Origin of the sequence: Streptomyces sp. NPDC006510 (genome assembly GCF_040611955.1) — a bacterium.
GTDB lineage: Bacteria > Actinomycetota > Actinomycetes > Streptomycetales > Streptomycetaceae > Streptomyces.
The window spans coordinates 1-16,405 of record NZ_JBEXPH010000177.1 but is presented as its reverse complement, the minus strand read 5'-3'; the positions used below and the strand labels follow the sequence as shown (position 1 = coordinate 16,405).

Annotated in this window: 13 protein-coding genes and 4 pseudogenes; 4 read left to right on the top strand and 13 right to left on the bottom strand. The window is 68.8% G+C overall.

The features are described from left to right. Positions 1 to 553 precede the first annotated feature (553 nt). Both ABZY11_RS35010 and ABZY11_RS35005 read right to left on the bottom strand, forming a co-directional pair. A pseudogene (locus ABZY11_RS35010) lies at positions 554 to 1,990 on the bottom strand (IS1380 family transposase). A gap of 90 nt (positions 1,991 to 2,080) precedes the next feature. Beyond that, on the bottom strand, positions 2,081 to 3,019 hold the full coding sequence (locus ABZY11_RS35005; protein WP_356483034.1) for an AraC family transcriptional regulator: 939 nt from the start codon (positions 3,017 to 3,019) through the stop codon (positions 2,081 to 2,083). 75 nt (positions 3,020 to 3,094) lie between these two features. Here ABZY11_RS35005 and ABZY11_RS35000 point away from each other — a divergent pair, with 75 nt between their 5' ends. Further along, the gene (locus tag ABZY11_RS35000; RefSeq protein WP_356483033.1) at positions 3,095 to 3,913 is read left to right on the top strand and encodes an NAD(P)H-binding protein; all 819 of its coding nucleotides are present in this window, start codon (positions 3,095 to 3,097) and stop codon (positions 3,911 to 3,913) included. A 214-nt stretch (positions 3,914 to 4,127) separates the two neighbouring features. Here ABZY11_RS35000 and ABZY11_RS34995 read toward each other — a convergent pair. The 3 genes and pseudogenes from ABZY11_RS34995 to ABZY11_RS34985 all read right to left on the bottom strand — a co-directional run. Further along, positions 4,128 to 4,304, bottom strand: a pseudogene (locus tag ABZY11_RS34995) (IS6 family transposase); the annotation flags it as partial. A 318-nt stretch (positions 4,305 to 4,622) separates the two neighbouring features. Next, positions 4,623 to 4,862: pseudogene (locus ABZY11_RS34990) on the bottom strand (transposase); the annotation flags it as partial. An 83-nt stretch (positions 4,863 to 4,945) separates the two neighbouring features. Next, positions 4,946 to 5,947, bottom strand: coding sequence for a helix-turn-helix domain-containing protein (locus ABZY11_RS34985; protein WP_356483032.1), 1,002 nt, complete (start codon positions 5,945 to 5,947; stop codon positions 4,946 to 4,948). Between the two features lie 60 nt (positions 5,948 to 6,007). On the opposite strand from ABZY11_RS34985, the gene ABZY11_RS34980 reads away from it, so the two are divergent. Further along, positions 6,008 to 7,261 (top strand): MFS transporter, encoded by a 1,254-nt coding sequence (locus tag ABZY11_RS34980; protein ID WP_356483031.1) that lies wholly within the window; start codon positions 6,008 to 6,010, stop codon positions 7,259 to 7,261. 703 nt (positions 7,262 to 7,964) lie between these two features. Here ABZY11_RS34980 and ABZY11_RS34975 read toward each other — a convergent pair. Further along, on the bottom strand, positions 7,965 to 8,318 hold the full coding sequence (locus ABZY11_RS34975) for a hypothetical protein (protein ID WP_356483030.1): 354 nt from the start codon (positions 8,316 to 8,318) through the stop codon (positions 7,965 to 7,967). A gap of 24 nt (positions 8,319 to 8,342) precedes the next feature. Next, entirely contained in the window at positions 8,343 to 8,891 is a 549-nt protein-coding gene (locus ABZY11_RS34970) for a helix-turn-helix domain-containing protein (RefSeq protein WP_356483029.1), read from the bottom strand. A 124-nt stretch (positions 8,892 to 9,015) separates the two neighbouring features. Here ABZY11_RS34970 and ABZY11_RS34965 point away from each other — a divergent pair, with 124 nt between their 5' ends. Both ABZY11_RS34965 and ABZY11_RS34960 read left to right on the top strand, forming a co-directional pair. After that, positions 9,016 to 9,705 carry a flavin reductase family protein gene (locus tag ABZY11_RS34965; RefSeq protein ID WP_356483028.1) on the top strand — a complete coding sequence of 230 codons (690 nt, stop codon included), beginning with the start codon at positions 9,016 to 9,018 and terminating at the stop codon, positions 9,703 to 9,705. Next, a complete protein-coding gene (locus tag ABZY11_RS34960; RefSeq protein ID WP_356483027.1) occupies positions 9,702 to 10,169 on the top strand; it encodes an alpha/beta fold hydrolase in 468 nt (155 codons plus the stop codon). The genes ABZY11_RS34965 and ABZY11_RS34960 overlap by 4 nt, the downstream gene beginning before the upstream one ends. Before the next feature lie 465 nt (positions 10,170 to 10,634). On the opposite strand, the pseudogene ABZY11_RS34955 reads toward ABZY11_RS34960, so the two are convergent. The 6 genes and pseudogenes from ABZY11_RS34955 to ABZY11_RS34930 all read right to left on the bottom strand — a co-directional run. Then, positions 10,635 to 10,727, bottom strand: a pseudogene (locus ABZY11_RS34955) (AraC family transcriptional regulator); the annotation flags it as partial. 481 nt (positions 10,728 to 11,208) lie between these two features. Further along, positions 11,209 to 11,913, bottom strand: coding sequence for an MgtC/SapB family protein (locus tag ABZY11_RS34950; protein ID WP_356483026.1), 705 nt, complete (start codon positions 11,911 to 11,913; stop codon positions 11,209 to 11,211). Beyond that, positions 11,913 to 12,581, bottom strand: coding sequence for a DUF1868 domain-containing protein (locus ABZY11_RS34945; RefSeq protein ID WP_356483025.1), 669 nt, complete (start codon positions 12,579 to 12,581; stop codon positions 11,913 to 11,915). Before ABZY11_RS34945 ends, ABZY11_RS34950 begins: the two co-directional genes overlap by 1 nt. A gap of 73 nt (positions 12,582 to 12,654) precedes the next feature. Continuing rightward, entirely contained in the window at positions 12,655 to 13,464 is an 810-nt protein-coding gene (locus ABZY11_RS34940) for a DUF1868 domain-containing protein (RefSeq protein ID WP_356483024.1), read from the bottom strand. Positions 13,465 to 13,520: 56 nt separating this feature from the next. Continuing rightward, on the bottom strand, positions 13,521 to 14,573 hold the full coding sequence (locus ABZY11_RS34935; protein WP_356483023.1) for a LacI family DNA-binding transcriptional regulator: 1,053 nt from the start codon (positions 14,571 to 14,573) through the stop codon (positions 13,521 to 13,523). A gap of 28 nt (positions 14,574 to 14,601) precedes the next feature. After that, positions 14,602 to 15,864, bottom strand: a complete 1,263-nt coding sequence (locus tag ABZY11_RS34930) for an MFS transporter (RefSeq protein WP_356483022.1) — start codon at positions 15,862 to 15,864, stop codon at positions 14,602 to 14,604. Positions 15,865 to 16,405 lie beyond the last annotated feature (541 nt).

Sequence of the window (16,405 nt, the reverse complement as noted above, 5' to 3'; positions counted from 1 at the left end):
ACGGCCGCCTCACCGCCATCCGAGCGTAGGCCGATCAGCCCACCGAAGAACCTGTAGGCCAAACAGACGAACCACACCTGATTCCTGATAGACCCGCCTGAACGAATTGGACAGCAGAGTCGCAGGTGGGACAGCGCGCTGGCGAGAGTGGCAGCTGGGCCGTGTCGTGGGGCGGCGCCGTCTGCGTCTCCGGTACCGCCCTTGGAGTGCCGGGCCCGGGCCGGGAGGCTGGCCGGTATCGGTTCTCGGTGTGGGGTGGGGCGTGGGAACGGGGCTGGGCTGGTGGGGTGTTGCAGGTTGGGTGAGAACCGGTCGTAGTGGCTTTCGGCGGGGCGGCAGGTGGTCTGGACTGGGTGTGTGTCGAGTCGGTTGAGAATTACCGGTGTTGTCGCAGATGGTTTTTGCTTCTAACCTCGCCGTTTCAGTTGAGGCTGATGGCTGGCTGCGGGGGGTCGTTTGGAGCGGTGTCGGTCGGTGGGCATGGTGAGGGCCCGGCGCGGTGGGCCGGGCTCTCCAAGGTCCTTCGGGTCGCGGGTGATCAGAGGGCGGTCGCTCAGGTGGCGGGGCGAGGCAGGGCGGCCAGGCGGTGGAATGCGGCCGTGAGTTCATGTCTCCAGGGCCAGGTCGCCGATATCCGCAAGCGCAGGCGGCGGCCGCCGCGGGTGATCCGGGCGGCGACGTGCAGGATTCGGTAGCGCAGTTTCTTGGGTTCGGCGGTGGCCAGATCGCCGTCCAGCAGGAGGACGCGGGTCCGGGCGGGAAGGTCGATCGCCGCGAGACTGAGTTCGAGCCAGGCGGCGTTGATCAGGAAGTGGCGGGAGGGGAAGCGGCCGAAGCCGGTGGTCTTGCCGCACCGGATGTGGTCCTCGACGGTGGCATGCCCGCGGGGCGGACCTCCAGAAACTGGGCGGAGCCCCCGCTGGCGAACGGTGTGTCGGTGAAGAAGACCTGGTGCCGCAGGCCCTCGTCCTGGTCGAACAAGGACAGTTGGGCTCCGGGGTGCGGGCGCTCGCGGCGCACGATGATGCGGGTGCCGTCCGGATAGCCGGCAAGGTCGACCATGTCGGTCAGTTCGGCAACCGAGGCGCCGGCACGCAGTGTTCCGTCCTGGTCCAGGGCGGGGTGCCAGACCTGTTCAGGCAGGGCCCGGATCGCGCGGCGGACCGGTTCGGTGACCGCGTGTCCGACCGAGAAGAAGGTGTGGATTCCTCGCATCCGCACGTCTCGGACGTGGGCGAGGAAGGCTTTCGCCGATCCGGCGCTGTCGGTGCGGACGAGGATGTCGGTGCCGTGCCGGTGGGTGTCGGGGATCTGCGCGAGAGCGTCGTCCAGCACCGCGATGTGATCGGCGGCGGTGTTGGCTCCGGCGTTGCCGGGCCGCAGCCGCCCGGACATGCCCTCGCCGGTGTTGGCCAGGAAACACACCAGAGGGTGGAATCCGAAGCCGCCTTTATAGGTGGGTGCGGCTTGGCCCTTCTCGGAGTGGCAGGTCACCAGTGTGGCGTCGAGGTCCAGGACCAGGCCGGGCAGTTCCCGTCCGCCGGCTTTCACCCCCCGGTATTCCGAAGCGGGTCTCGGCGGCCTGCAGCCAGGCGGCCTCTCGTGCCTGGGCGCGGGCCGCTCGCAGGCGAGCGAGTCCGGTCTCGTCGATGTCGGCGAGCAGCCGCCAGGCCGTCGGTGTCGAGGCGACCGGGCCGAACACCTCGCTCTGGTCCCGCAACACGGCCAGATCCGCGATGGCCTTGCCGCCGTCAGCGAGCATCACGGCGAGGCCGGTGGCGATCCGGCCCGGGTCGTGGCCAGTGCCGCGTCGCCGAAGTGGTCCCAACGCGGTGGAGTACGCGCTGGTCAGCCCGGTGGCATCGGCAAGATCAGCCAGCAACCGTGCCCCGGCGTGACCCACCACCCCGGCACCGTCAGCAGACACATGGAGCTTGGGACGCGAACCGATACTCTGCACGCAGAAAGTGCCTTCCGCCTGGACCGACAGAACCCCTCGACAAGGTTCATCGTCCCAGCTCAGAAGGCACTTTCGCGTTACCGCACAGAACCCGGCCCCACACCAAGTGAAACGGCGAGGCTAAGATCCGTCCCGATGAGCAGACGGCGCCATCCCCCGCACCCGCTTGAAGGCCACACTGAACGCGAACCCATCCGTATACCCGACCTCCTTGCCCACTTCCGCCACCGTCGCGCCCGGCACCCGGAGCCGATCGGCGGCCAGGGCCATCCGCCAGTCAGTGAGGTAGGCCAGCGGTGGCTTCCCGACCAGGGCTGAGAAGCGCCGGGCGAACGCGGTGCGGGACATCCCGGCCTCGACCGCGAGCGAGGCGACCGTCCACGGCCGGGCTGGCTCCTCGTGCAGCCGGCGCAGTACGTGCCCGATGTCCGGATCGGCGAGGGCCTGGTAGCCGTGAGGCGGGGCAGCGCCCGGGTGTGCGAACCACGTGCGCAGGGCCCTGACGAGCAGCAGGTCCAAGAAGCGGTCCAGGACGATCTGCTGCCCCGGCTCGTCCTGCTCGACCTCAGCGGCGATCAGGCCGAGGAGCGCGGAAAGACCGGAATCCGGGCGCACGATCGTGACCGGCGGCAGCGCGTCGAGCAGCGGCCGGCACAGATCACCACCACCCCGGTATCCGGCGGTGACCAGGAGATCCGTCGCACTGCCCGCCGCGTCCCCAACGGTGCGGCCAGTCACTCTCCAATTGCGCCTCGCTTCCCCCGGATCGCCGACGAGGGTGCAACAGTCGGCGCCGTCCACCAGCACCTGCACCTCGCTGCCCGGCCGATCCACGATGCTGTAGGGCGACCGCGTCCGCACGAGCGCGATGGTGCCCTGCGGCAACTCGACCGGTTCGCCCTCGGCGGGCACGAGCCACGCGTGGCCGCGCAGCATGGCACTGAGCGTCAGCGGCGCCGGATCATTGAACCGCATCCCCCACGGCGGCACGCTCACCGTGCTGCAGAACACCGCCCCGCGTGCCCTGACCCCGGCGAGGTAGTCATCAAGAAGATCCATGCTGGAACGATCGCACATGAATCTGGCCGTCTCGGCCATGGAACGTCCCGGGGGAACCCCTGTTGACTGACGGACATGACACAGATCCTCGTTCTCGGCGCCACCGGCAAGACCGGCAGCCGCATCGTTCCCCGCCTCACCTCTCTCGGGCACACCGTCCGTTCCGCTTCCCGCTCGGCGGAGATCCGCTTCGACTGGGCCGACCGTTCCACCTGGGACCAGGCCCTGGCCGACACGGAGGCCGTGTACTTCGTCCCGACCGAAACGCTCGGCCTGCCCGAACGTGCCGAGCTGGTGAGCCGGGCGAAGGCGGCCGGGGTCCGACGGATCGTCCAGCTGTCGGTACGCGGCCTGGACGCCGACGGCGGCGTACCGGAGACGGAGGCGGCGGTCCGTGAATCGGGGCTGGAATGGACCATGTTGCGGCCCTGCTGGTTCTCGCAAGACTTCTCCGCACCGGACTTCTTCCTCCCGGCGGTCCTGGCCGGCGAGCTCGCGACCCCCGCCGGGGATGGCCGTGAACCATTCGTCGACGTCGAGGACATCGCCGACGTCGCGGTGGCCGCCCTCACTGACGACGGCCACGCGGGCAGGATCTACGAACTGTCCGGCCCCCGCGCGATCACCTTCTCCGAGGCCCTCGCCCTCATCGGCGCCGCTGTCGGCCGCGAACTGCACCACCGCCACCAGGACCTGGCCGACTACGTCGCCGCCCAGGTCGCGGCGGGCCACGACGTCGCGGACGCCGAAGCCGTCGCCGCCTTCCTGGACGGTATACGCCTCGGCGAGGACGACTACATCAGCACTGGCGTACAGGAGGCACTCGGCCGCGCCTCACGTTCCTTCGAGGACTACGTACGGACGGTAGCGCCCACCGGGGTCTGGAACCCCTGACCGGTCGGGCGAGTCCAGGGGCCGGTCTTGAAGACTGGCCCTTGGCTTCGCAGGTCCCCGTTTCAGGTCTGGCTCGGCCGCCGCGATCCGTTGACGCTCCAGCCATGGGCAGGCCCCCGTTCGGGGGGAGGCTTGCCCGGGTCAGGTCCGCCAGCGGAAATCACTTGTCCCCGGGCCGTGGCCGACGGCGGCGCAGTCCGTCGGCATAAGCCTGTCCGAACCCCAGACACCAGCGGCGGACCGTCTCGTAGGAGACGCTGATGCCGCGCTGCAGCATCAGCTCCTCCACCTCGCGGAATGACAACGGGAAGCGGAAGTACAGCCACACGCAGTGGGAGATCACCTCGACCGGGTACCGGTGCCCCTTGTACGACGGCGGCGTACTGCCCACGGACAACCCCCTCCACCGTGATCAACCCGGAGATCATCCCACCCGTCAGCCAACGTGACAGTGCCTTGAGGACGACCAGGACCTGATGGAGGAACAGCGGCTCAGTATTACGGCGTAATACTCGACGGCGGGCCAGGGGCGCGGCCAGGACCCGACGTGTCGGCGGGCCGCGGATATTACGGCGTAGCTTTCCTTCGGGGTGGTCGCCGGGGCCGGGGCGCTCGTTGCCCTGGTCGTTGCCTACCGTCGTCAGCGCGTCGATGAGGTCGGCGCCCACCGCGAAGCCACCCTGTGGGGATCGTAAAGTCATCGCTGCTGGTCGGCGATCAGGCTCTCCAGCAGGGTTTCGAAGACACAGGCGTCACTCCACTGCCGAAAGCGGTTGTGGACGGTCGGCCAGGCGCCGAACTCCTCCAGGGTCTCCCGCCACTGTCCGCCTGTCCGGAACCTCCGGATCACGCCCTCGAACTGCTGCCGCAGCCGCTCGGGGTACGGACCGAACCTGCCGAACGGCAGGCAGGGCTCGAAGAACTCCCACTCCTTATCCGTCAGTTGCACCCGCGTCGTACAGGACGATCTACCGGATCAAGCGTCACCACGAAGGAAGATTCCCCAGATTGATCACGCCACGATACGCAACCCTAGGAGTCCTGCGCCCGCACCAGCACGTCGCCTGCAGCTGTGCGGTAGTAGAGCACGGACCGTCCCGCACGACGGCGGCCGACCAGCGCGGCGTCCAGAAGTACCTTGAGGTGGCGGCCCACCGAGCCGAGGCCCTGGCCGGTCATCGCCACCAGATGCGTCGTGCTCATCGGGCTGTCCAGGAGCACCAGCACGCTCGCCCGCCCGGCACCGAGCAGCCTGGCCAGCGCCTCCGGAGCAGCGGCCCGGTCCGGCTCCGCCAGCGTGCCCGAGCACGCATAGATCACGGCGTTGCGGTGCACCGTGCCGTGGGAGTCCGGCCGGTCTGTGGAGATCCATCCCCTGCGCGGTGTGACCGGCACGAGCAGCAGCTGTGATCCCATGAGTTGCCGGGGCGGGAAGGCCCGGGTGTTGATCTGTAGCCGGTTGTCGCCCAGCCACTGCATCTCCGGATGCATGTCGTCCAGTGCGGCAGCCCAGCCAGCGCGGCTCAACTGGCCCGTGCGTGCGACCACATCTGCCTCGATGACGCGCCGCCGCCGCGGCCAGTCGGGTTTCACAGTCTCCGACCACACCCATTCCAGCAGGTCGGCGATGCGCGCCGGTGGATCGGCGCTCAGCAGCGGGGCCGGCAGTGCTCCACGATGGGCGATTTCGAGGTCGGTGAGGGCGGTGTCGGCCGGGGTCTCGCGGATCCGCGTCAGCTCGTCGTGGAACTGCGCACCGCCCGGTGCCATACCCTCTGCGGACGGCACCGGCGTAAGGAAGTCGGCGATCCACCGGTGCTTGCCCAGCGCGACGCGCACCAGCAGGGCGGTGACAGGGTCGGAGGCCAGCCGTTCCCGGTACGCGGGCCCGTGGCTGTCCAGCCAGCGGCGCTCGGCCGGATGCGCGGGCGCGTCCTTCTCCAGGACCATCAGGCTCGCTGTCGTCTCGCAGAGGGGCGACACGACGAACCGGCTGTTCGCGAGCGTATCCGCGTTGACTTCCCACCAACCCAATAGTTTCGCCTCCCCGCGAAACATTACCTCCGCTCCCCACCCTCCTCCGACACTCCGGCCATGCGCACCTACCAAGAGCTCTTCAGAACCACGGAGTTCAAACCCCTGCTCGCGTCCACCGCCGCACATGTGGCGGCTCAGACAGTGAGCAGAATGGCCCTGGGGACACTCGTCTACGACGCGACCGGCTCACCGTTCCTCGCCGCCCTCAGCATGTTCGGCCCGCTGCTGGCCCAGATGATCGGCGCGAGTGTCCTGCTGTCGGCGACCGACCGCCTGCCGCCGCGCGCCGCAACCATCGGCCTGGCGCTCTTCTTCGCCGCGGCCACCACCACTCTGGCACTGCCCGGCCTCTCCGTAGGGGCGATCCTCGCGATCCTGGCGGTGCAGGGCATGCTCGGCTCGGTCGGCGGCGGAGTACGTTACGGACTGCTCACCGAAATCCTTCCCGCAGAGGGCTACCTCCTAGGCCGTTCGGTGCTCAACATGTGCGCGGGAAGCCTGCAAATCTGCGGCTACGCCGCCGGCGCCCTACTCGTCAACGTCCTGACCCCGCGCGACACCCTTCTCACCGGCGCCGCCCTCTTCGTCGTCGCCGCGACCGTCGCCCGCATCGGCCTCACCAGACGGCCGCCGCGCGCCCAAGGCCGCCCGTCCGCGCGCGAGACCTGGCGGACCAACGCGCGCCTGTGGACAGATAAACCGCGGCGCCGCGTCTACCTCGCCCTGTGGGTACCCAACGGACTCATCGTCGGCTGCGAGTCCCTCTTCGTCTCCTACGCACCACGCCACGCCGGGCTCCTGTTCGCCTTCGTCGCGATGGGCATGCTGGCGGGCGACACCCTGACCGGCCGCTTCCTGCCCAGACACCGGCGCGACAGATCCGGCGCCCCACCACTGCTGCTGCTGCTGCTCGCAGCCCCGTATCTGATATTCGTCCTCCACCCGGCACTGCCCATCGCACTCGCCGCCGTGACCGTGGCATCGATCGGCTTCTCCGCCAACCTGCTCCTCCAGGAACGCCTGATGTCCCTGGCCCCGAGCGAGCTGAGGGGCCACGCTCTCGGACTGCACTCCTCAGGCATGTTCACCATGCAGGGCATTGCCGCGGCTGTCGCGGGCGGCATTGCGCAGCTGACCTCACCCGCCACCGCCATGACCGTGATGGCCGCCGCCTCCGCCGCGATCACCCTCGCCCTCACACCCGGTCTCCGGCGCATGGGACCCGTGGCCGGAGGTGTGTTGGCCGGAGCTGACGCCGACCGTGAGCTTACCGATACGGGCAAGGGCCTCAGGTCGACGGATACGGCCTGAGGCTCGTGGCAGGCGGCGAGCGTACTGACGCGGCTGTCGTTACTCAGGAGCAGTTTCGGTGAAGGGGGTCCATTCCTGTCGTACTTGGAGGGGCGTTCCACGGCTGCGGGCTGGGGGAGCTCCGCAACCATCGCCCACAGCTTCTTCAGATTCTTGGCGTCGTCGCTGGTCAGAGCGAGATCATGGGCGAGGGATGTCACCTCATGTGGTGGAAGTCGCCGCAGCTTTGTGGCGTGGAGCAGCCGTCCCTGCTTGATGCAGTGGGCGGCCGCGTCGTGCAGGAGCGCTGCGGCCATGTCCTGCAGCCGCGGGTGCCGCGTGACACGCTGACCGATGTGCCGTAGCCACTCTCGCTGAGTTTTCTCGGGCGCCGGGAGCTCCGCCCACTCCGGCAGAACCAGGGCCGGCATGCACGCCGCCAGAACCTCATCGGTGATCTCCTCGGTGTCCACACAGTCGAGAAGCACGTGCTGGACCGACTGTCCGCACGCATCATCCTTTGCCAGCTCCAGCCACCACTGTGGGCACCGCTCCAGCACCATGGCCACGGACCCGTACGCCGGCCACCCGGAAGGCCCCCCAGTACCGTCCCTGCGACGATGCCTGGCCGTTGACGGCGGCGAAGGAGTTCAATCTCTCTTCCTGTGCGCCGCCGGCTTCCGCGTCACTACGGAGAGCGGCCTCGGTCTGCGCGTGGGCGGGGTCAGTTGGGCAGGGCGTCTTCAACGAGTGCCACGGTCGCCCGGGGATCGGAAACCTGGATCACGAGGCGGGCGTAGCGTTCGTCGGCCAGTTGTATGACCACCGCCTTGGCCGGGTCGCGGACGTCCCAGAAGATCCGTTCGCCGTCGACGTGGAAGGTGCCGGCGGTGACGATGCCCGGGACATGGGTGCCCGGGGATCGGAGCCCCTTGGGCTGCTTGGCGATCCCGGGGTCAGCCGTGGCGCCGCGCACATGGGCCAGCGGAATGGTCAGGCGGCTCTTGAACGCCCAGAGTTTGTCAAGCCCCTCGATCTCCACGATCAGGTTGCCGTCGTCGATGCTGATGTGTGCCATGGTGCTTCCTTTGCTGTGAGAGTGTCAGGGCTGACCGAGGCGCTGCGCCAGGCCGGCGCCGGCCCGGATGATGCCCTCGTCGGTCGTGCCGGACCTGGCGCGTGTGCGTAGCCCGATGAGGAGCGCGGTGGCCGCTGCCGGAGCGGCGCGGGCGCCACCTTTCCCGAGGGTGTGGGCCGCGTCGCCAACTGCCCTGTCCAGCGCGGTGAACGCCTCGCCGACCAGTCGTGCCACCTCGGCGTCCACCGGTGCCCGCTCGACCGCTGCCAGCAGGACCAGGTCGAGTTCTGTTCCGGTGACCGCGTCGGCGAGAACCTCGTACGCCCCTTCCCTTCGGTCGCCCGCTGCGGCGACGCGCTCGGCCAATGTGGTGACCTCGTGGTCCAGGGACCACTTCAGCGCGGCCAGGTAGAGCCCGCGTTTGCTGCCGAACGTCTTGTACAGGCTGTTGCGGTGCACACCGAGGTGTGACACCAGGTCGTCCACGGATGTGCCGTCATAGGTCCGGCCGGCGAAGAGCTTTGCCGCCGACCGGACTACGTCAGCCTCGTCGAATCCTCTCGGTCGTCCCATGGAATGACCGTACATGGTTTAGGAATGACCAGTCAAGAACGATCGTTCTTTAACTCTGTTCCGGGTCTCACGGGACGGGAACGGTTCGGCGGGTGCCGAAGTGATCCGCTCCTACGCTTCGATCATGAAGATCGGTGAGCCCCTCGTCCGGCCCGGCTCCGGCACCGACCCCTGTGTCTCCATCGAGCCGAGCGTTCTGTATTTCGGCACTCCTGTGGTGCTCCTGAGCACCGAGAACCCGGACGCCTCCGTCAACCTCGCGCCGATCTCCTCCACATGGGCACTGGGACAGGTGATCGTGCTCGGCCTGGGCCCGGACGGCCAGAGCGCGCACAATCTCACCGCCCGCCCCGAACTCGTGATCAACATCGCCGCCCCCGATCAGTGGCAGTCAGTCGAGCGTCTGGCCCCGCTCACCGGCCGCCATCCGGTCCCCCCGACCAAGCACGACGGCTGCCGCTTCGAGAAGGACAAGTTCGGCGCGGCGGGACTGACCAGCCGCCCGTCCCACACGGTCCGGCCGCCGCGGGTAGACGGATGCCCGCTCCAGTTGGAGGCACGCGCCGAGTGCATCCGGCGGGATGCCTCCGGTGAGTTCCTCATCGTCGAGGCCCACGTACTGAAGGTGCACGCCGACCCCCGCATAGTCCTCCCCGGTACCGATCACATCGACCCAGCCGCATGGAGCCCGCTCCTCTACAACTTCCGGCACTACTTCGGCCTCGGCCCGGAACTCGGCCACTCCTACCGCTCCGCCACACCGCGTGATCAGATGGCTGGAGCACCCGGCAGCGGAGGAGGCGGGCACAGGTGACGGCGCTGTACGTCCGTCACTACGGTGCAGCGGAAGGGCGCGCACTGCTTGCGCTGCACGGGATCAAGGGACACGGCGCTCGCTGGCGGCGCATCGCCGACACGTCGTTGCGCGACTTTTCGGTCATCGCGCCGGACCTGCGCGGGCATGGACGTTGCGACCACGCCCCGCCGTGGAACACCGAAGCCCATGTGGCGGACATGCTCGCCGTGCTGGACGCCCGTCACCTCGACCGGGTGGATCTGCACGGTGGCGGAACTCGATGCGGGCCACATGCTGTATCTCGAACGCCCAGAGGAGACCGGCGAGCTGATCCACCGTTTCCTGACGTAGCCGCGAGCGCCGCATCGAGGAGGTCTTCAAGTAGCGCTGCGGATCCCCGGTGGCAGCAGGACGTCGTCGACGTGGTGGCCTGCCACAAGCCGGCGAAGGCCAGTGCCTTCGCCCAGGCCCCCGGTCTGTGAACGCGGGTGGGCCCTTCCCTGGTGGCGGGGAAGGGCCCACCCGGCCGTCTACTGACGACGACCTCGCGGTCCGGGTAGTCGGTGATTCCGGCGTCGGTGATGGCGGTGCTGGTGTCGCTACCGGCCATGTTGCTGGCCTTTGCCCGCTACAGCTGTGACGGCAGATTCGCGGTGCCACACGCCAACCACCGCTTCACCCTGGTGACGGCCAGCGGCTCGATGGTCGGCGCGATGCTGGGCGGGCTGCTCCTCGGTGTGTTCTCGGACCTGGTGCTTATCCCTGTCCTGGCCGTGATCCTGCTCATCTGCGGTCAAGCTCGCCCGTCACGACTGAGTTCGCGGAGCCGACCCGGCCTCATCACCCGTAGGAAGGCTGGTCCAGGGGAAACGCGCTGGCCGGCGAATCAGTCCAGGAAAAGTGCGCCGCCGGCCCGCACCGGCACGGGTCGGCTCTGCTGGCCGTCGTCAGGCCGCGCGGGCGCGCAGGCGGCGCAGCATGCGCGCGTCCTCGAAGCCGACCGAGCGGGCGGCGGCCTCGACCGTGGCGCCGTGGCTGATTTCGCAGCGCTTGGGCGCAAGTCACTCCTCGATTATTGCCGCTGAGTTGGCCTGGTGCGTCCGGGATGCCCGCAGCCTTGGTCAGCATGGCCTGGTGCCCGGGTGGAGTGTTCGCGCACCCTCTCAGGCCGAGGAAGATGGCCATCATGCCGTCCCATCGTCGCCTCTGGAAAGCATGGCGCGAAGAGGCCGACGCCGGGGCTCGGGCCTTGAGGGCGGTCATGCCCCGGCTTTTCCACCTGCGGGGTGTAGTGCCGATCAAGCCGCCATCTGGGCCACCTTCCAGCGAGTTCCGCAGCCGACTCTGACCGTCGACCACCGGCGCGTGCCGAGGCCGCCCAGCGGGACATGGATGATGCGCTCAGGTACCTGACCGAGCGGCCTGGGCTCACAGTCCGGCAGGAGGGGCGCCGCCGTCGCTGAAGAGGACGCGCCGCCACCGCCCACAGGGTGCCGCTCATCGGAATGCGGAAAGCCGGACTCACACGCTCCCGACGACTTCGACCGAGCGGATTGCCTCGTGGTCGCGTATGCCGCTGGTCAGGTCACCGAGGTCGGCATGTTTGCTGCTGACTTCGAGGGCTGCCTTCAGGAGCGGTTTGCCCTCTCCGTCCTCCTCGCGGTCCGCATCTGCGACCGAGAAGTCGAGAACGGTGAACCCATGGGTCACGATCGACCGGAGAATGTCCCGCAACGCCCCGGCCTCGTCCTCGTACTCGACGACGACGCTGTGGAACCCATTGCTCGAATGCGGCAGGACACCGCTGAACCGGGTCAGGGTCGCGACCAGGACGAGATAGATCAGGACCGCGCCCGTTCCGACGATCCACAGGCCGGCGCCAGCCGTGAGCCCGACGGCCGCGACCACCCAGATGCTCGCGGCCGTGGTGAGACCGCGCACCGTGTCGCGTTTGACGAAGATCAGCCCCGCGCCGAGGAAGCCGACGCCGGAGGCGACCTGTGCCGCTATCCGCGATCCGTCGACCGCTCCTGTGGGGCTGCCGAGGAAGCCGTACTTGGAGACCACCATGAAGATGGACGAGCCGAGTCCCACCAGTGCGTGGGTCCGGGCCCCCGCGGGTTTGCTGTGGTATTGGCGTTCCAGACCGATGATGAGGCTGAGTACGGCTCCGACAACGAGGTTGGCCAGTCCCATGAGCTGGCTGAGTGCGCCCGCCGTGTCCATCACAGAACGAGCACCGGGCGGAAGGCCGTCATGTCGTCGAACGACGCGAAGTCACACCCGTCAAAGGTCACCGAGTCCGGCAGGTGCTGCCCCAGGCGCTCTCTCAGGGCGGCGAGGGCGGCGACTTCGTGCTCGCGCTCCTCGAGAATGCGGTAGGCGATGCTGACATGGAAGACATGGCCGCCGGGTTCCGCCACCAGTCCGAGCAGCCCGATAGCCTTCCTCCGGAAGTCCAGGAGTGCCTGCGCCGACTCGGCGTCCGGTTCGAGCAGGACGAAGAGTTGGGTGTCCGCCCGGGTGATGTCGGAGATGCCCTGCACCGCGAACGTCAGCGTCCGTGGCGCCCGTGTGCCTGCACGCCGCAACCGGTCGGCGTGCTCCAGCGTGAGCCCGCGGATCCCCTGGTCCGGCAAGGAGTGCGCCAGCGTGCCGTCGAGGAGCGTGACGTGGTGGCTCGGTGGAGGCAGGAGCGCGAAGAGCTCCGACAGAGGGTCCCCGGCCAGATCCTTGTGGATCAGGCCGAGGGAGTGCTGGAACGGGCCTTCGGAAACCATCGAGATGAAGGTGTTCCCCGGGAAGTGACGGGGCGACCCGTCCGGATGCCATTTGCCGCCGGGCCCGGCCTCGGCGGTGGGGAGGCGGTGGCCGCGCAGCGAGGGTTCGGTCATGGTGAGCAACTTTCGGTTGTTCCTGGGCGTACGACTTCCTTGGCGGAAGACGCCGGTCGGCGCAGGCGCAGGCTCAGAGGTCTCTGACGACGGGGAAGCCGGCCATGTTGTCGAAGACCGTGAACTGACACCCGCTGAGCGTGACGGTCGGGGGCATCAACTGGAGGCATTCGGTGCGCCATGCCTGGAGTTGGGCGACCTCGGCCTCCGTGTTCGTGTACAGCCGGTAGCCGACCGTGACGTGGAAGTCGTACGAGGTCGGCGCGGGAATCTGCAGCAGGCTGCCCAGAGCGGCCCGGAAGGAGGCGAGAGCGGTGGCCGTCGCCGCGTCCGGCTGCAGCTTGATGGAGAACACCTTGTTCGGCTTGGTGATGTCGTTGACCTCCCGGGGGGTGAAGGTCAGCGTGCGGGGCGCAGTGAGTGGCGATCTGCGGAGCTTGTCGAGAAACGCCGCGAGCACGTCGTCGAGCGGGGCGTCGATCGGCAGGTCCTTGGGCCAGGTGGTCGCGGAGCGCGGCTGGTCGACGGGGCCTTCGAGGATCGTCGTGTGGTACGTGTCGTGCGGCAGCGTCACGAACAGCGCCCCGAGCGGGGCCTGCCGGATCTTGTCCCGCACCTGGGTCAGCGCGTCCTTGAAGGCACCCGCCGCGACCGGCGTGGTGAAGGTCAACCCGGGGAAGCGGCGCGGGGAGCCGTCGGGGTACCACTTTCCGCCGGGTTGGGCGGATGCGGTGGTCTGTCGGGCACAGAGCGGGGGCCGGAGAGGGGCGGACTGTGCTGCGGCGGACGCCCGGCCCGGGACGGCGGCGATTCCGGCACCGGCGAGTGCGGCGCCGCCGGCCTTCGCGAACATGCGGCGGGAGAGGGAACGTGATGTGGGCACGTCGGTTCCTTTCGTACGGGGATCATGGAAGTGGGGAAGGTGCGGGGGTGCGGAGATCACGGGGAGTACGAGAAGTGCGGTCCTGGTTCGTCGTCGAGACGGGGGCCGCCGTCACAGCCGCACGACCTGCGGGGGATGAGGCTCGCTGCGAAGTAGTGGTCGTCGGGCCGGTAGGTGGAGGCGTTGAGGATGTCGATGGCCTTCGTGGCCATCTCCTGGACGGGCTGTCGCGAGATCGACAGGGCCGGGACGTGGAAGCGTGACTCCTCGCTGCCATTGAAGGCGATGACGGCGAGGTCCTCGGGCACCCGGCGGCCGAGGGCGTGGGCCGCCGCGATGACACCGATGGCCAGGGACTCGTTGCCCGTGAAGACCGCTTCGGTTCCGGGGTATTCGGCCAGGAGGCGGTGCCCGGCGGCCCAGCCGGCCTGTCGTGTCGTACCGGCGTAGAGGTGGTGCCGCTGCTCGTTCGGGATGCCGACGACATCGAGGGCCTGGTCGAATCCTTCGAGCCTGAGGCTGGAGTTGCGCATCGATTCCGGTCCGACCACGGCCGCGAGTTGTCGGTATCCGTGGGAGAGCAGGTGCTCACCGACGGCCCGGCTGGCTGCGGCCTCGTCGATGCGTACCGAGGCGAGGAACGGGTTGTCGTCGGCGAGCTGGAAGACGACGATCGGGATGTCGCAGCCTGTCGCGATGTCCGCGCTGAGCCGTTCGTTCGTGCTCATGTACACGATGCCGTCGACCTGGCGCTGGAGGAACGACCTCAGGACCTGGTCCTCGCGGTTCTGGTCCTCCCCGGTGTCGCCGAGGAGGACCAGGGCGCCCCGTTCCGCGGCGGCCAGTGACACGGACCGGGCGATCTCCGCGATGAAGGGGTTCAGCAGACTAGGTGCCGCGAGCCCGAAGGCCCGGGTGCGCCCGCTCTTGAGGGCGCGGGCAACGTCGTTGACGCGGTACCCCGTCTTCTCCACCGCGGCCAGGACGCGGCGACGGGCCGACTCCGAGACGGGGCGCGGACCGTCGTTGAGTACGTAACTGACCACGGCGGTGGAGACCCCCGCGATCCGCGCCACGTCGTTCCGCGTCGTCTGCCGGGCTCCTCTCACCGCAGCGCCTCCCCGCTCAAGGGCGCCTTCACATCGCGTCCCGCGGGTCGTGCAGGTCCCGCCCGGCCGTCTCGGGGGTGAAGAACGTCGTGACGAAACCGATCGCGGCCATGAGGGCGAAGTACGCCGCGATGACCCACCAGTGGCCGGACCAGCCGAGCAGGGCCGCCGCGACGAGCGGGGCGATGCCGCCGGAGAGGGCCGAGCCGACCTCCTTGCCGAGCGCCATCCGTTTGTAGCGGCTGCGGCTGCCGAAGAGTTCGACGCCGTACGCGGCCTGTGCGGCGAACATGCACACCGACGCGATGACGAAGCCGACGACGATGACAGCGAAGACGACGGTCGGGTCCTTGGTGTTCATCAGCGCGTAGCCGACGAAGGGATAGACGACGAGGAAGGCACAGAGTACGCGGTAGACCACGCGCCGCCCGAGCCGGTCGGAGAGCTGCCCGACGAACGGCGCGGTCGCCATTCCGAGGAGCGCGCCGATGAACACGGCGAGGGAGGGGACGCCCGGGCTGACGCTGAGGTAGGTCGCGACGTATCCGACGACGAAGGTCGAGCACAGGTAGGACGGACCGTTCTCCGCGATCCGCAGCCCGAGGAGCGCCAGGAACGCGCGGTGCCCGCGAGCGGCTGGCTCAGCGGCCTCGACCGCCTTCGGCTTCGCTTCAGGCTGTTCGCACTGCTCGGAGATTTCGACGAAGACGGGGCTCTCCGGCATCTTGCGGCGCATGATCATGGTCGCCGCGGCGAGCATGATGCTCGCCAGGAAGGGGATCCGCCAGCCCCATGCCAGCAGGTCGTCCTTGGGCATCGCCGAGATCGCGAGCCAGACACCGGACGCCACCAGGACACCGCCGTTGGAGCCGATGGCGATAACCGAGGTGACCAGCCCCCGCCGCTTCGGCTCGGCTGTCTCGGCGAGCATGATGGCGCCGCCGGACAGCTCCGCGCCCGCCGCGAACCCCTGCGCCATCCTGAGCAGCAGAAGCAGTACCGGGCCGAGGTAGCCGGCCGTTGCGTAGCTGGGCAGGAGGCCGATGCCCGAGGTCGCGAGGCCCATGAGCGCGATCGTCAAGAGCAGCACGGTCTTGCGGCCGCGCCGGTCGCCGAGCCGCCCGAAGAAGAGGGCGCCGGCCGGGCGCGCGAGGAACCCGACGGCATACGTCGCGTAGCTCACGACGAGCGCGAGCGCGGGCGCCGTGTCCGGGAAGAAGACCGGGCCGAAGACGAGACCCGCAGCAAGTCCGTAGAGAGCGAAGTCGACGTACTCGAGGGTGGTCCCCATCCAGACCGACCCAATGGTGGCCCGGACGGCGTTCCGCCCCTGCCCGCCGGCTCCGGCCGTGCTAGCGGAAGCATCCCCGGAAGGGGGGGACGCATCCGTTCTTGAGGCTTCAGGGCCAGGGATGTCGAGGGCCATTGATAGCACCACCTTTTGCTCACTCCGCCAGGACTTCCGCGGACGCTACTCGTGTAGACCTCGGTAGACCGGTGTTCGCCAGAAAACGAGCGCGCCGACCAGGACAACACCGTCCAGGGTTCGCGGGACCCGGGCGTGGTGGCGGCCCATCCCAGTCCGATGAGTCCGACCCTCAGCGTGGGGGTGTTCCCGGCAGGTCGGTGACGTGTCTGCTGAGGTGAGAGGCGTTCGCGCGGCGGTGGTTCGGTCAGGGCCGGGAGTCTGCGAAGCCGGCTGCGGGCGAGATCGGCGCTGACGTCGCTCATCCTCGCGTTACTGACTTCGGCCCGTTGGGGTGAACCTTCTCGAAGTCCCTGACGCGTTCGCCGTAATGGCTGTATTCCGTGGTGTGTGAGGTATGCGGATG

Excerpts from the sequence above, each read along its gene's own strand:
- ABZY11_RS35005 (WP_356483034.1), bottom strand. The coding sequence starts at position 3,019 with ATGGATCTTCTTGATGACTACCTCGCCGGGGTCAGGGCACGCGGGGCG.
- ABZY11_RS34945 (WP_356483025.1), bottom strand. The coding sequence starts at position 12,581 with ATGACCGAACCCTCGCTGCGCGGCCACCGCCTCCCCACCGCCGAGGCC.
- ABZY11_RS34970 (WP_356483029.1), bottom strand. The coding sequence starts at position 8,891 with ATGGGACGACCGAGAGGATTCGACGAGGCTGACGTAGTCCGGTCGGCG.
- ABZY11_RS35000 (WP_356483033.1), top strand. The coding sequence starts at position 3,095 with ATGACACAGATCCTCGTTCTCGGCGCCACCGGCAAGACCGGCAGCCGC.
- ABZY11_RS34930 (WP_356483022.1), bottom strand. The coding sequence starts at position 15,864 with ATGGGGACCACCCTCGAGTACGTCGACTTCGCTCTCTACGGACTTGCT.
- ABZY11_RS34980 (WP_356483031.1), top strand. The coding sequence starts at position 6,008 with ATGCGCACCTACCAAGAGCTCTTCAGAACCACGGAGTTCAAACCCCTG.
- ABZY11_RS34965 (WP_356483028.1), top strand. The coding sequence starts at position 9,016 with ATGAAGATCGGTGAGCCCCTCGTCCGGCCCGGCTCCGGCACCGACCCC.
- ABZY11_RS34975 (WP_356483030.1), bottom strand. The coding sequence starts at position 8,318 with ATGGCACACATCAGCATCGACGACGGCAACCTGATCGTGGAGATCGAG.
- ABZY11_RS34950 (WP_356483026.1), bottom strand. The coding sequence starts at position 11,913 with ATGGACACGGCGGGCGCACTCAGCCAGCTCATGGGACTGGCCAACCTC.